The 13,864-nt window shown below is 70.9% G+C and carries 10 protein-coding genes and 2 pseudogenes; 8 read left to right on the top strand and 4 right to left on the bottom strand.

The window, feature by feature from the left end; genetic code table 11:
* The first annotated feature begins 136 nt into the window (after nt 1-136).
* Entirely contained in the window at nt 137-1,024 is an 888-nt protein-coding gene (locus tag ACFXC1_RS05155; protein ID WP_019068220.1) for a sugar phosphate isomerase/epimerase family protein, read from the top strand.
* A gap of 84 nt (nt 1,025-1,108) precedes the next feature.
* Nucleotides 1,109-1,957 carry a sugar phosphate isomerase/epimerase family protein gene (locus ACFXC1_RS05160; RefSeq protein ID WP_381238911.1) on the top strand — a complete coding sequence of 283 codons (849 nt, stop codon included), beginning with the start codon at nt 1,109-1,111 and terminating at the stop codon, nt 1,955-1,957.
* A 122-nt stretch (nt 1,958-2,079) separates the two neighbouring features.
* On the opposite strand, the gene ACFXC1_RS05165 is transcribed toward ACFXC1_RS05160, so the two are convergent.
* Both ACFXC1_RS05165 and ACFXC1_RS05170 read right to left on the bottom strand, forming a co-directional pair.
* Nucleotides 2,080-2,841 carry an SDR family oxidoreductase gene (locus ACFXC1_RS05165; RefSeq protein WP_381238914.1) on the bottom strand — a complete coding sequence of 254 codons (762 nt, stop codon included), beginning with the start codon at nt 2,839-2,841 and terminating at the stop codon, nt 2,080-2,082.
* Between the two features lie 20 nt (nt 2,842-2,861).
* The gene (locus tag ACFXC1_RS05170; RefSeq protein WP_381238917.1) at nt 2,862-4,040 is read right to left on the bottom strand and encodes a phytanoyl-CoA dioxygenase family protein; all 1,179 of its coding nucleotides are present in this window, start codon (nt 4,038-4,040) and stop codon (nt 2,862-2,864) included.
* A gap of 108 nt (nt 4,041-4,148) precedes the next feature.
* Here ACFXC1_RS05170 and ACFXC1_RS05175 point away from each other — a divergent pair, with 108 nt between their 5' ends.
* Nucleotides 4,149-5,195 (top strand): LacI family DNA-binding transcriptional regulator, encoded by a 1,047-nt coding sequence (locus tag ACFXC1_RS05175; protein ID WP_381238920.1) that lies wholly within the window; start codon nt 4,149-4,151, stop codon nt 5,193-5,195.
* Between the two features lie 101 nt (nt 5,196-5,296).
* Nucleotides 5,297-5,743, top strand: a complete 447-nt coding sequence (locus ACFXC1_RS05180; RefSeq protein WP_381238923.1) for an SRPBCC family protein — start codon at nt 5,297-5,299, stop codon at nt 5,741-5,743.
* A gap of 14 nt (nt 5,744-5,757) precedes the next feature.
* On the opposite strand, the pseudogene ACFXC1_RS05185 reads toward ACFXC1_RS05180, so the two are convergent.
* Nucleotides 5,758-7,698: pseudogene (locus tag ACFXC1_RS05185) on the bottom strand (discoidin domain-containing protein); the annotation flags it as partial.
* Nucleotides 7,699-7,774: 76 nt separating this feature from the next.
* Here ACFXC1_RS05185 and ACFXC1_RS05190 point away from each other — a divergent pair.
* The 4 genes and pseudogenes from ACFXC1_RS05190 to ACFXC1_RS05205 all read left to right on the top strand — a co-directional run.
* Nucleotides 7,775-7,963 (top strand): annotated as a pseudogene (locus ACFXC1_RS05190) (SDR family NAD(P)-dependent oxidoreductase); the annotation flags it as partial.
* A gap of 61 nt (nt 7,964-8,024) precedes the next feature.
* Entirely contained in the window at nt 8,025-8,816 is a 792-nt protein-coding gene (locus ACFXC1_RS05195) for a FadR/GntR family transcriptional regulator (protein ID WP_381238926.1), read from the top strand.
* A complete protein-coding gene (dgoD, locus tag ACFXC1_RS05200) occupies nt 8,813-9,958 on the top strand; it encodes a galactonate dehydratase (protein ID WP_381238929.1) in 1,146 nt (381 codons plus the stop codon). The genes ACFXC1_RS05195 and dgoD overlap by 4 nt, the downstream gene beginning before the upstream one ends.
* On the top strand, nt 9,955-10,704 hold the full coding sequence (locus ACFXC1_RS05205) for a hypothetical protein (RefSeq protein ID WP_381238932.1): 750 nt from the start codon (nt 9,955-9,957) through the stop codon (nt 10,702-10,704). Before dgoD ends, ACFXC1_RS05205 begins: the two co-directional genes overlap by 4 nt.
* Here ACFXC1_RS05205 and ACFXC1_RS05210 read toward each other — a convergent pair.
* Entirely contained in the window at nt 10,688-13,669 is a 2,982-nt protein-coding gene (locus ACFXC1_RS05210; protein WP_381238935.1) for a glycoside hydrolase family 2 TIM barrel-domain containing protein, read from the bottom strand. The two genes, ACFXC1_RS05205 and ACFXC1_RS05210, sit on opposite strands and share 17 nt — an antisense overlap.
* Nucleotides 13,670-13,864 lie beyond the last annotated feature (195 nt).

Below are 13,864 nucleotides of genomic sequence, written 5' to 3' on the forward strand. Positions count from 1 at the left end.
CCCATCCCTTCAACAATGCCCCGCGCCGCACCTACCGTTACGCCCAGGTAAATAACCTGGCCGCCGGCACCGGAAGCGGGACGGCGATGACCTCGACCTTCGCCGACCCCCACCGGAACCCCAGAAAGGCCACAGCATGACCACGTCCCCCCTGAACAGGATCGCCGGTGCCCCCATCTCGTGGGGTGTGTGCGAAGTACCCGGCTGGGGCTACCAGTTGACGCCCGAGCGGGTGCTGAACGAGATGCGCGAGGTGGGCCTGTCCGCCACCGAGTTCGGCCCCGAGGGCTTCCTGCCCGCCGAGCCCGGCGCAATGGCCCGCACCCTCGCCGACCACGACCTGCACGCCGTCGGCGGCTTCACCCCGCTGCTGCTGCACGTGCCCGGCCACGACCCGCTGCCCGAGGCCGAACAACTCCTCGCGGGCTACGACGCCTCGAAGGCGGAGGTGCTGGTCCTGTCGGCCGTCACCGGCCAGGACGGCTACGACTCGCGCCCCGAACTCGACGCCGACGGCTGGAAGTTGCTGCTGTCCAACCTCGACCGGCTGGCCTCGCTCGCCGCCGAACGCGGGGTGCGCGCCGTACTGCACCCGCACGTCGGCACGATGATCGAGAACGGCGACGAGGTCCGGCGCGTCCTGGAGCACTCGGCGATCTCCCTCTGTCTCGACACCGGCCACCTCCTCATCGGCGGCACCGACCCGGCCGAACTCACCCGCCAGGCGCCCGAGCGGATCGCCCACACCCACATGAAGGACGTGGACGCCTCCCTCGCCGCCAAGGTCCAGGACGGACAGCTCAGCTACACCGACGCCGTCCGCAAGGGCATGTACCGCCCGCTGGGCGCCGGCGACGTGGATGTGCAGGCCATCGTCACCCACCTCAGCGCCCGCGGCTACGACGGCTGGTACGTCCTGGAGCAGGACACCATCCTCACCGAGGAGCCCAAGGCGAAGGGCCCGGTCGAGGACGTGTGGGCCAGCGCGGAGCACCTGCGCTCGGTGCTGCGTGGGGTCGCGTAGCCCGTATGGAGGGCCTGATGCCTGAGCGATCGGGCGTCGCGTCCGTTCCGACTTCCCGAGCGTGACGAATCCATGGGAAGGCCAATGACCGCTGACGAATTTCTGTCCACTTGTTGGACCACAGCGGGCGACGCCGCTCCGGACGAGGTGGACCAGCGCAGTGCGCTGAATCTGCGGGAACGGGTGGAAGCGGCGCGCGAGGCCGGATTCACCGCTTTCGGGCTGCTGTACGCGGACCTGGTGGAGGCCGAGCGTGCATACGGAATGGCCGGGATCCGGTCGCTCTTCGCGGACAACGGGATCAACCACGTCGAGCTGGAGCTGCTGACCGACTGGTGGGCGGACGGACCCCGGCGGGCCGCGTCGGACGTGATCCGGACCGGCATGCTGAAGGCCATCGAGACGCTCGGCGCCCGCACCTTCAAGATCGGCCCCGACGCGGCGGACGAACCCTGGGAACTCGACGTCTGGGCCAAGGAGTTCGCCGTACTGGCCGCGCAGGCCGACGGGGTCGGCGCCCGGCTCGGCGTCGAGCCGCTGCCCTGGTCCAACCTGAAGACCGTGCACGACGGGCTACGGCTCGTCGAGGCCGCCGGCCATCCGGCGGGCGGCCTCATCATCGACGTCTGGCACACCGAGCGCGCCCACACCCCGCCCGCTGAACTGGCGAAGGTACCCGGTTCGCGGATCGTCGGCGTGGAGCTCAACGACGCCGACAGCGAGGTCGTCGGCACGCTCTTCGAGGACACCGTGCACCGCCGACGCCTGTGCGGAGAGGGTTCGTTCGACCTGCCTGGAGCTATCGCCGCGCTCCGCACGGCCGGTTTCCGCGGCCCCTGGGGCGTGGAGATCCTCTCCGACGCGCACCGCGCGCTGCCGGTGCGGGAGGCCGCCGCGGCGGCATATCGGAGTGCCGCGGCACTCGTGAACTGAAAAGGCCACAGGGGTGGCGGGAACGAAACCACGGTCGTTTCCGCCGCCCCTGTTCTCATATGCAAGAACACGGGGACGCCATCTTTCATGATGGCGAGACCGCCTTCTGCCGGGGGTGCGGCTCAGTCCTGGCCGCCGAAGACGTTCTGGTCCCAGTCGATGACCGAGCCGGTGACCACACCGCTGCGGTCGGAGAGCAGGAACACGACGAACTCGGCGATCTCGTCGACCTGCCCGAGCTTGCCCATCGGCTGCGACGCGGCGGCCTTCTCCCGCCAGTCGTCGCCCGCGCCGTGGAAGGCGCGCTGGGTGGTGTCCTCGCCCTCGGTGTCCGTCCAGCCGATGTTCACCGTGTTGATCCGGATCCGGTCGAAGCGGTGCGCGTGCGCCGCGTTGCGGGTCAGGCCCGCGAGTCCGGCCTTGGCGGCGGAGTACGGGGCGAGGTGCGGGGGCCCGCCGTGGGCGCAGTTGGAGCCGATGCTGACGATCGTCCCCGGCTCCTGGCGCGCGGTCATGTCGGCCACGGCCGCCTGCATCGCGAAGAACGGGGCCTTCAGGTTGATCGCCATGTGCTGGTCGAACAGTTCGGGTGTGGTGTCCAGCAGCGAGCCGCGTGACGTGAGCCCCGCCGCGTTGACGAGGCAGTCGACGCGTCCGTGGGCCTCGACGGTCTGTACGACGCTGTCGCGCGCCTGCGCCGGATCGGCGAGGTCCGCGCGCAGGAAGTGGGCTCCCGTTTCCGCGGCGAGTTTCTCGCCCACGTCGGCCCGGCGGCCGGTGAAGACGACGGTCGCGCCCTCCGCCACGGCGGCCCGCACGACACCCGCGCCGACGCCCTGGCTGCCGCCGTTGACGAGGACGACCCTGTCCTCAAGCAGTCCCATGAGAGTGATGTTTCCTTGTCTCAGCTCTGGCGGCGCTTGGCCGCGGCCTGGAGTTCGTGGCGCAGCCGCTCGGGGTCCCAGTCCTCGGCGACGGCCTGCCGCAGAGTGTCCGCCTGCGAGGGCGGGGCGAGACCCTCGACAGGCGGGTCGAGGTCGAGGTTGGTCGGGAAGGGGTAGCCCTCGGCGGTGGCGGCGATCACGCGGCGCAGCCAGTCCTCCGAGACACCCTCGGCCTTGCGGCTCAGCAGCACCGGGAAGACGGCGTTCGCCATCGCCTCGCGGTCCACCGTCTCCATGGCACGCCCGAACGCGGAGGAGACCTGAAGGAGATTGGCCATGCGCTTGATGTCGGCCGACCGGTTGTGTCCGGCGGCGTGGAAGAGCGCCGGGTTGAAGAAGACCGCGTCGCCCTTCTCCAGCGGGAGCTGGACGTGGTGCGCCTCGAAGTACTCGACGAACTGCGGGAGCCGCCACGCGAGATAGCCGGGCTCGAACTTCTGCGAGTGCGGCAGATACAGCGTCGGACCGGACTCGACGGGCATGTCGCAGTGGGCCACCGCGCCCTGGAGGGTCAGTACCGGGGAGAGCCGGTGGACGTGCGCGGGATAGGCCGCCGCCTGCTCCTGGGAGAGGAACCCGAGGTGGTAGTCACGGTGCACGCTCTGTGCCGCGCCGCCCGGGTTGACCACGTTGACCTGCGAGGTGACCTGGTACGCGGGGCCGAGCCAGGCCTCCGAGATCAGCTCCAGGATGTCGTTGGCGTAGTAGTCGGCGAACGCCTCGGGCGCCCGTACGGCAACCTTGTCCAGCGCGTTCCACACACGGTCGTTCGCGCCGGGCTTGGCGAAGTGGTCACCGCGCCCCGCGCCGCTCGCGCGCTCCTCCTCGATCAGCGCCCGGAAGGCGTCGGAGGCCCGGTCCACGACAGCCTCGTCGGGGAAGGCGCCCTTGAGGACCACGATGCCGGGTCCGTCGAGCAGCGCCCGCACCAGTTCGCTCTGTACGTCGCGGCGGCCCTCGGCGGTGGCCGCGAGCTCACGGAGCCGGGCGCTGTCGTAGAGCGGGACGTTCTGCTCGATCCGCTCCGCCAAGGGGTGGCCGGCGAGATCGGTGCGCTGCTCCACGAGGGAGCGGAACGCGTCGAGATCGCAGTCCGCCTCGGTCAGCCAAGTCCGCGTCCCTGCGGTTACGGAAGACATCCGGGTCCTTTCGCCGTGGCGTGGTTTCTGCCAGTCTTGATAACTCGAACCCATCATTCAATGCTTGTCAGTACATCAAAAGTGCATCACCGGCTCTTGGGACCCGTCATGCGACACCGCTATCCGATCAGGGAAATCGCCCGCCAGGCCGGGCTGAGTACGGCCACGGTCGACCGTGTCCTCAATCAGCGGGGAAACGTGACGGAGAGCACCATCAGGGAGGTGCAGGAAGCCATCAAGGACCTGGACCGCCAGCAGAGCCAGGTCCGGCTCGCCGGCCGTACCTTCATGATCGACATCGTGATGCAGACCCCGGAGCGGTTCTCCACCGCCGTACGGGACGCGCTCGAAGCCGAACTGCCCTCGCTGCACCCCGCTCTCGTGCGGTCGCGCTTCCACTTCCGCGAGACCTGCCCGCCCGCCGAACTGACCGCCACCCTGGACGGGATCGTGAAGCGCGGCAGCCAGGGCGTGATCCTCAAGGCCCCCGACGAGCCGGAGATCTCGGCGGCCGTCGCCCGGCTGATCACGGCCGGTATCCCCGTGGTCACCCTGGTGACCGACCTGCCGCACAGCGCGCGTCTCGCCTACGTCGGCATCGACAACCGCGCGGCCGGCGCCACCGCCGCCTACCTCCTCGGCCAGTGGCTGGGCAGGCGGCCCGGCAATGTGCTGACCACCATCAGCAGGGGTTCCTTCCGGGGCGAGGAGGAACGCGAGATGGGCTTCCGCAGCGCCATGCGCCTCGCCGACCCCCGACGGTCACTGGTGGAGGTCACCGACAGCGACGGCCTGGACGCCACCCAGCACGATCTCGTCCTGGCGGCGCTCAAGCGGGACGAGGACATCATCGCCGTCTACTCGGCGGGCGGCGGCAACCTCGCCACCCTCGACGCGTTCGACGCGCTCGGCCGGGAGTGCGCGGTGTTCATCGCCCACGACCTCGACCACGACAACACCCGGCTGCTGCGCGAGCGCCGCCTGTCCGCCGTCCTCCACCACGACCTGCGCCAGGACATGCGGCGCGCCTGCCAGATCATCATGCGCGCCCACAAGGCACTCCCCGACGACGGCCCGTCCCTGCCCTCGGCGATCCAGGTCGTCACCCCGTTCAACATGCCGCCGGGAGCGCCGTCCGCGGCACCGGCCGACTGACAACGCGGGGCGCGCGCGGGGCCGCGCCGATAGGCTGGTGGTGGTCGGCACATCAGGGCTCGCTCAGCCGGAACTCCAGCGATCGCAGCACAGGAGGAACCATGGCCGGTCAGTTCGAGGCGACAGCCGAGATCAACCGCCCGGTCGAGGAGGTCTTCGCCTTCCTCGCCGCCGGCACGAACGACCCCAAGTTCAGCCCGAGAGTCCAGCAGATCACGAAGGCCCCGGAGGGCCCGACGGCCGTCGGCACGGTTTTCACCAGCACGGTCAAGGACGCCGGGATGAAGACGGGCCGGACCTTCCGCATCACCGAGTTCGAGGCGCCGAACCGCATCCGCTGGGCAGAGACCTCGAAGAACGTCGTCACGGCCGACGAGGGCGGCTACGACCTCGAATCCACCGGTCCGGGCACGACCAGGGTGCGGATCTTCAACGTCCTCGAAGGCCACGGCATCGGAAAACTGCTCGTGGGCTTCGCGCTCAGCGCGGCCCGCAAGGACGCCCCGGCGTTCGGACAGCGCATCAAGGCGGCCGTGGAGGCGTCCTGAGGCGCCGGTGACCGTCAACGCGCCGTCGCGGGGCGGCTGTTGTAGGCCTCCACCGTCAGCAGCGGATGCCCGGAGGCCAGTGCCCTGGCCGGCCAGGACAGGGTGACGGTCTGCGACTCGCCGGGCAGCAGCCACAGGCAGTTGTGGCTGTACAGCGTCGGCAGCACACGGTGGCCGGTCGCGCCGTTCGTCAGCAAGAGCCGGACCATCGCGGCGACGGCGGGACCGTCGTTGCGAACGGTGGCGGTGAGCCAGGAACGTGTCACGCGCCCGAGCATCGCCGACATCGTTGTCCGCGGCGCCCCGCTCAAGCCCCGCATGGCGGCCGGCGTGCGATAACGCCAGTACGTGTTCCGCGACCGGACCCGGCCGTCACCGTCCTCCAGCGTCAGCCGCAGCAGATGCAGATCGGGCAGGTCGTCGGTCCAGGGAGCGCTGAACGCCTTCGCGGTCGCGGCCGGTGCCACGTCCACCCGGGCGCTCCTGCTCCCGCCGAGCCGACGGCCCGACAGGTCGAGGAAGAGCGCGGAGACCACGGCGTTCTGCGGACCCTCACGCGTGTGGTTGACGGCGATGACCTGCCCCTCGGGGTCGGCCTGGACGTGCAGCGGCTCGCAGGCCGAACGGGCGCCGTAATACGTGCCGTTGACGTCGAAGTCGTAGTCGTAGGTCTGCCAGACCGTGCTGTGCCAGGCCGGGTGGGACATCCACAGCATCAGGCCGCCGGCGTTGTCCCAGAGGTTCGCGTTCCAGGCCTCGAACATGGCGCGCGTGTTCTCGCAGTTGACGAACTGCGCCTTGCGCGCGAAGTCGTCCAGGCCGGTCACCTCCCCGAGGCGCGTCTCTACGGCGGCCTTGTACGTCTGCGGTGCCTGGTTCCCGCGCTCGCTCCAGTCGTGGTAGTACCAGGCGCCCCGGATCGGCCACTCGGGCTCGTCGCCCGTCATGTTCCGCAGGCTGGCGGCGGTGGAGACGACAGGCATGCCGATCTCGGTGTGGAAACGGAAGTCCTTGCTGCCGTAGGTCGCCGGGTCGAAGTACCTCTCCGGCTCGACCCAGCCGTAGGGTCCGCCGCCGGTGATGATGCCGCCCGCCGAGTTGTTCTGGTAGAGGACGCCGGGGACTTGGTCCTCTACGGGCTTGCGCATGCCCTGGTCGATCGCGGCGGGCGGGTTGCCCTGGTTGGCACCGCACCAGACCACCACGCTGGGGTGGATGCGATAGCGCAACACCGTGTCCCGTGCATGGGAGTTGAAGGCGTCGTGGTCCGGCGGGTCCATGCCCCACGCGTTGGGGAAATCGTTCCACACCAGGATTCCGTGCTCGTCGCAGGCGGCGAAGAACTCCTCCCGGTCGGATGTGCCGACCCAGTTGCGGATCATGGTGAAGTTCATGTCCCGGTGCATCCGCACGGCCGCGTCCGTCCGCTCCGGCGGCATCCGGCGCAGCAGCTCGTCCCAGCCCCAGTTGCCGCCCCGGGCCAGCACCCGCACCCCGTTCACGCTGATCTTCAGCGGATCCGGGGTGTTGGACACCGACTTCACATCGGTCCAGGTGTCCGCGTCGTCCGACACCTGGATCACATACGTCTTCGGATATGCCGACTCCCACACGAGGGCGACCTGGTCGAACTTCTTCGAGGCGCCCAGGTCGACCTGGATCCACTGGTGGTCCTCGTAGGCCGAGGACCAGCGGGTGCCCGGATCGTCGTCCGTGGCGTGCGCGGCCGGGTGGTCGGGATCCTCGGTGGAGGCGGTCGTCGTACGACGGAGAGCGAGATCGGTGCCGGGGGCCGTGCTGTCGATGACGTTCAGGGACCACAGGGAGTTGCCCCAACTGGTGTTGCGCAGCCCGCAGTTGATGCGGAAGTAGCGCGCGGTCCGGGGAGCGAAGCCCTCTGTCTGCAGGCTGGCGTTGCCGTTGTTGAAGGGCTGCGGAACCGCGCTGTTGTCCACCTGGTCGTGCTGCTGCGCGAGTGAGCCCCGTTATGTTTCCAGCAAGCCCTGACGCGCGAAGGAGTCGAACCCCACGATGGACCAGCTCGTACGACGGCACGGCGCCCGCTTCACCGGGCGCACGGCCGTGATCACCGGAGCGGCCTCAGGAATCGGCGCCGCCACGGCCGTACGCCTCGCCGAGGAGGGAGCGGACGTCGTGCTCGTCGACATCGCCGAGGAGCGGGGCGAGGCGGTGGCGGAACGCATCGGCAAGGACGGCGGCTGGAGCGTCGTCAAGGCCTCCGCGTGACCACGTTCCCCACTCAGCAGAAAGGCTGTACGACATGACGCCCTATGCCCGTCGCGGCGTGCACGGCCAGACCGTGGAAGTCCTCGCCCGCCGCATCCTGGGCGGGGGGATCCCCGAAGGGGCCACGCTGGACCTGGTCACGCTGCAGAGCGAGCTGGACGTGAGTCTGACCGCGCTGCGCGAGTCGCTGAAGGTGCTCGCGGCCAAGGGGATGGTCGACGCCCGTCAGCGGCGCGGTACGTTCGTGCGCCCCCGCGCCGAGTGGAACCTCCTCGACGCCGACGTGCTGCGCTGGCAGTTCGAGGGTGCCTCCACCACCGAGTCGGACCGGGCGCTGCTGCACAACCTCGCCGAGGTGCGCGCCATCATCGAGCCCGCCGCCGTCCGTCTCGCCGCCCAGCGCCGCACCGAGGAGGACCTGGCGGCTCTTGACGGCGCCCTCGACGCGATGGGGGAGGAGGGCGGCGACGCGGCCCACGCCGTCGAGGCCGACCTCGCCTTCCACCGCGCACTGCTGGCCGCCACCCACAACGAACTCCTCGAACGCATGGAGATGGTGATCGAGTCGGGCCTCGCGCACCGCGACCGCATCGTGCACAGCGCGCCGCACAGCGAGGACCCGGTCCCGGCCCACCGCGCCGTCCTGGACGCCGTACGCGACCAGGACCCGCAGGCCGCCGAGGCCGCGATGCGGGCCCTGCTCGACCAGGCAGGCCGCGACCTGGACCGGCTCGGCGAGTCCGAAGAGGGTTCGGAGACAGACCCCGAAGAGACAGACCCCGAAGAGACAGGCTCCGAAGAGGCGGAAGGCTCCCGCTCCCGGTGAAGATCACCCGTGTGGAAACCTTCCTCGTCCCGCCCCGCTGGCTGTTCTGCCGGGTCGAGACCGACGAGGGCGTGGTCGGCTGGGGCGAACCGGTCGTCGAGGGGCGCGCCGAGGTGGTGCGCGCCGCGGTCGACGTGCTGGCCGAACACCTCGTCGGCCAGGACCCGTTGCGCATCCAGGACCACTGGCAGGTGATGTCCAAGGGCGGCTTCTACCGGGGCGGCCCCATCCTCTCCAGCGCCGTCGCCGGCCTCGACCAGGCGCTGTGGGACATCGCCGGGAAGACCTACGGCGCTCCCGTGCACGCCCTGCTCGGCGGCCCGGTGCGCGACCGCGTCCGGGTCTACGCCTGGGTCGGCGGCGACGAGCCCGCCCAGCTGAGCGAGCAGATAGCCGCCCAGGTCGAGGCGGGCTTCACCGCCGTGAAGATGAACGCCGCCGGAGCCACCTCACCGATCCCCACCCCCGCCGGGACCGCAGCGATCGTCGCCCGGGTCGCCGCCGCCCGCGAGGCACTCGGCCCGGACCGCGATGTCGCCGTCGACTGCCACGGCCGCTTCACCGCCCCCGCCGCCCGCCGCGTCCTGTCCGAACTCGCCCCGCTGCACCCGCTGTTCGTGGAAGAACCGGTACTTCCGGAGCACGGCCATCTGCTGGCCGGGCTGGTCGAGTCGAGCCCGGTACCCCTGGCCACCGGTGAACGCCTTTACGGACGCGCCGAGTTCCTGCCCCCGCTCGCCGCGGGCATCGCCGTCGTCCAGCCCGACCTGTCCCACGCCGGCGGCATCTCGGAGGTGCACCGCATCGCCTCCCTCGCGGAGGCCTACGGCGCCCAGCTCGCCCCGCACTGCCCGCTCGGCCCGATCGCGCTGGCGGCCAGCCTCCAAGTCGCCTTCGCCACCCCCAACTTCCTCATCCAGGAACAGAGTCGGGGCATCCACTACAACAAGGACGCCGACCTGCTCTCCTACCTCGTCGACCCCGCGCCGTTCCGGTTCGTAGACGGCCACGCCCTGCGCGGCGACGCCCCGGGGCTCGGCATCACCGTCGACGAGGCCGCCGTACGCGCCGCCGACCGCACCGGTCACGCCTGGCGCAACCCTGTATGGCGGCACCCCGACGGTTCCTTCGCGGAGTGGTGACCGTGCCGCTGGACATCGTTATCGACCTTGCCCACGGCGGGCGTTGGACCTCGCTGCGGGCGGGGGAGTGCGAATGGCTGTGGCGGCGCGACGCACCCGAGCGGGAGAAGTCGGTGCCCGGCGACGCCTTCGTGGACGCGGGCGGACTGGAGGAGTGTGTCCCCACGGTCCGGGGCACGCCCGACCACGGGGACGCCTGGTCACGGCCCTGGACGCGGGAGGGGGAGGCGGATGTCGTCCGCTGCGACCGCTTCACGCTGGCACGTATGGTGCGCGGCACCGGCGGCGGTGCCGAGGCCGACTATGTGTTGACGGCCGACGCGGGTTTCCGCTTCGTATGGGCAGCTCATGCGCTGCTCGACCTCTCCGACCAGGCGCGGCTGCACCTCCATGAGGGAGCGCGCACCCGGGTCTTCCCCGAGGCGGCACCGCTATTGGACGGGGTGTGGCCGGAGGGCGCGCCGTGGGCGGAGGGCGACTGGCCCGCGCCGCGCGGACTGCGCCTCGACCGGTATGGGCCGGACGACGGCACCGCCGTAGGAGCTGTCGTGGACGCTTCGCGGTGCTGCGTCCACGACGGGGCCGACCGGCTCTCGCTCGCCCTCGAGTCCTGCCCGGCTCGCCGTGGACTTGACCGCACCGCGGGACAGCCCCAGCGTGTCGGCGATCTGCGCCTCGCTGAGAAGGGTGCGGCCCCGGCCTTGCGAGGCCGCACCCTCAGTGCACGCTCTAGTTCGGTGCCGTGATCCGGAGCCTGATCGTGCGGGCTTCCGGGCGCAGCGCGAACGCGGGCCACACGTCCGGGCCGCAGGCCCGTGAGCCGAGGCCGTGCTGGGCGGCGTCGACGGTCAGGTGGCTCGACGTCGAGCGCGGCAGTTCGAACGGGTGTCCGGAGCGGGCGATCTCCTGCGGGGTGTGGCGGCTCAGCGTGAAGCCGGGACGGCGGCCCTGGGTGTCCGCGAGAGCCTCGATGCGTAGCACCCTGGTGTCGCCGGTCGTCAGCGCGAGGTGCCGTACCGCAGTACGGTGTCCCGTCTCCTGGGGCCGCGCGTACTCGACCGAGAGGTCACGGATGCCGGCGGCGAACCGGCCGGTGCGGGCCGCGCGCAGGCTGTCGGGGTAGGACTCCAGTGGACCCAGGCCGAACCACTCGGCGCCGTCGACGGGAGCCGTGTCGTCGGGCAGTTCGAATCGCACCCCGATCCGCGGCCACACCGTGCGCCAGCCGTGCGAGGGCTGGATCTCCACTCGTAGTTCGACCTCGCCGTCGCTCTCCCGCGACCAGACGGACTCCACCAGCACCGACAGCGCCGAGTCGGCGGCCGAGACCTTGTCGACCGTGCGCAGCGCGTCCTCGGTCTGCTCGACGGACACCCGTCGCGAGGTCAGCCGGTCGAGCCCGTCGCGGAGCCACAGCTCGGCGTTGGACACCCCCGAGACGCTCGCGTCACTCTCCTCGACCTCGCCCCACGCACCCTTGTCGTTGTCGGTCGGCGCGCGGAACAGCTCCAACCGGGGCCCCGATACGGCACGTTCACCGAGCCGCACGAGTGATCCGCCGACGAACTCGGCGATGCCGAGTGTCAGTGTCCCGTTGCCGGGCAGCCAGCCCTTCCGGGGCCGTACACCCGGGGCCGGGCGGCGAACCGAGCGGTCCAGCTGGGCAGTTGCCACCACATGACCCTCGGACGCCCACGCCGTGTCCCGCGCCAGCTCCGCGTCGATCGTCAGCCACGTCTCCGCGTCCGGCGACACCGCGACCGGAGGCAGCGACACCCACCCCGAGTCGCCCGCCCCGACGGACGGGACCTCCAACTCCCCTGAATCCACCGGCACTCCGTCGTGCTCGACCCGCCAGCGGAACCGCAGGTCGGACGTGTCGGCCGTGTGCCGCAGATTGGTGATCGCGACCTTCTCGCCGTCGAACGCGAAGTCCACCGGCGCCACGACGGCCTTGAACTCGTACAGGCTCGGCGTCGGGCTGCCGTCGCTCAACACCATGCCGTCCATCACGAAGTTGCCGTCATGGATGACCTCCCCGAAGTCACCGCCGTAGGCGTAGTACGGCGTTCCGTCCGGGGCCGTGGCCAGGATGCCGTGATCGCGCCACTCCCAGACGAACCCGCCGTGCAGACGCGGGTGTTCACGCACCAGCGCCTCGTACTGGTCGAACGCGCCAGGACCGTTGCCCATCGCGTGGGCGTACTCGCACAGCAGGAACGGCTTGGTGCGCTGCCGGGCGCCCTGCGCGGGCGTGCAGTTGAGCAGCGGGGCGCGGGAGCCGTCGGTGCCGATCTGCTCGGTCTCCAGCACGGACGCGTACATACGGGAGTAGACGTCGGTGTACTCGCCGGTGTAGTCGCCCTCGTAGTGGACGGGGCGTTCGGCGTCGCGGGCGTGGACCCACGCGGACATCGCGGCGAGGTTGCTGCCGGTGCCCGCCTCGTTGCCGAGCGACCAGATCACGATGCTGGGATGGTTCTTGTCCCGCTCGACTGTGCGCTCGATACGGTCGAGGTACGCCTCGCGCCAGGCCGGGTCGTCACTGGGGTTGCCGGTCCAGCCGACCTTGTCGAAGCCGTGCGTCTCCAGATCGCATTCCAGGATCACCCAGAAGCCGAGCTCGTCGGCGAGGTCCAGCAGCCGGGGATGCGGCGGGTAGTGGCTGGTGCGGATCGCGTTCACGTTGAACCGCTTCATGAGCGTCAGGTCCTCGCGGGCGTGCGCCTCGTCGAAGACCCGGCCGCGCTCCGGGTGGGTCTCGTGCCGGTTCACCCCGTGGAACACGACCCGGCGCCCGTTGACCAGGAACTGGTCCCCGCGGATCTCGACCGTACGGAAGCCGACCCGCAGGGAGAGCGTCTCCGCGGCCGTCGACACCGTGGCGTCGTAGAGGCGGGGCAGCTCGGCGGACCACGGCTCGACGGCGGCGATGTCGACGGGCGTCACGTCGGCCGGCGTGGCCCAGACCCGCTCCACGCCGAGCTCGGGGATGCGCAGTGTGACCGGGAACGCCGTCGCGTCGGCGGTGATCTCCGCCTCGACCCGGCCGCGCCCGCCGTCGAAGCCGGTCCGCAGCCAGACGTCCTCGATTCCCCCGGCCGGCCGGGCGACCAGGGTGACATCGCGGAAGATACCCGGCAGCCACCACTGGTCCTGGTCCTCGACATAACTGGCCGCCGACCACTGGTGCACCCGCACCGCGACCACGTTCTCGCCGGGCCGCACCGCGGACGTCACATCGAACTCATGGGCCAGCCGACTGCCGCTCGCGCCGCCGATCTCCACCCCGTTCACCCACACCCGGAACAGCGACTCGACACCGTCGAAGCGCAGCACGACCCGCTCGGCGTCCGACCAGTCGGTGGGCACGTCGAAGGTGCGGCGGTAGTCGCCGGTCGGGTTCTCGTCCGGGACGTACGGCGGATCGATCGGGAACGGGAACTGGATGTTGGTGTAGATCGGGCGGCCGTACGCGCCGTCGCCCTCCAGCACCCAGTGCGCGGGCACGGGGATGCTGTCCCAGCCGTCGGCGTCGAAGCCCTCGGCCGCGAAGTCCTCCGCCGCCGATGCCGTGGGGGACAACCGGAAGCGCCAGGACCCGTTCAGGGAAAGGGACTTCGCGTCGGAGTGCAGCCACGAGCGCGCCGGGCGCAGGGCACCGCGGCCGGGTGCGAGGTCGGAAACACGGGGAGAGAACTCGGGGAGCAAGAGGTCACAACGCTTTCATGAGAGCAGAACGGGGCGTATTGCATTCGATCATGGCGGTCCGCGGTCCCCGGGGGGGGGCGCGGGGGAGGGGCACGGGGGGGAGCCGCGGGGGGCGGGGGGAGGGTGGGGGGGGGGGGGGGGGGAGTTGGGGAGGGCGGGGGGGGGGGGGGAGGCAGAGAGAGACGGGGGGCACCC

It is taken from the genome of Streptomyces hokutonensis, from assembly GCF_042751305.1.
GTDB classification, from domain to species: domain Bacteria; phylum Actinomycetota; class Actinomycetes; order Streptomycetales; family Streptomycetaceae; genus Streptomyces; species Streptomyces hokutonensis_A.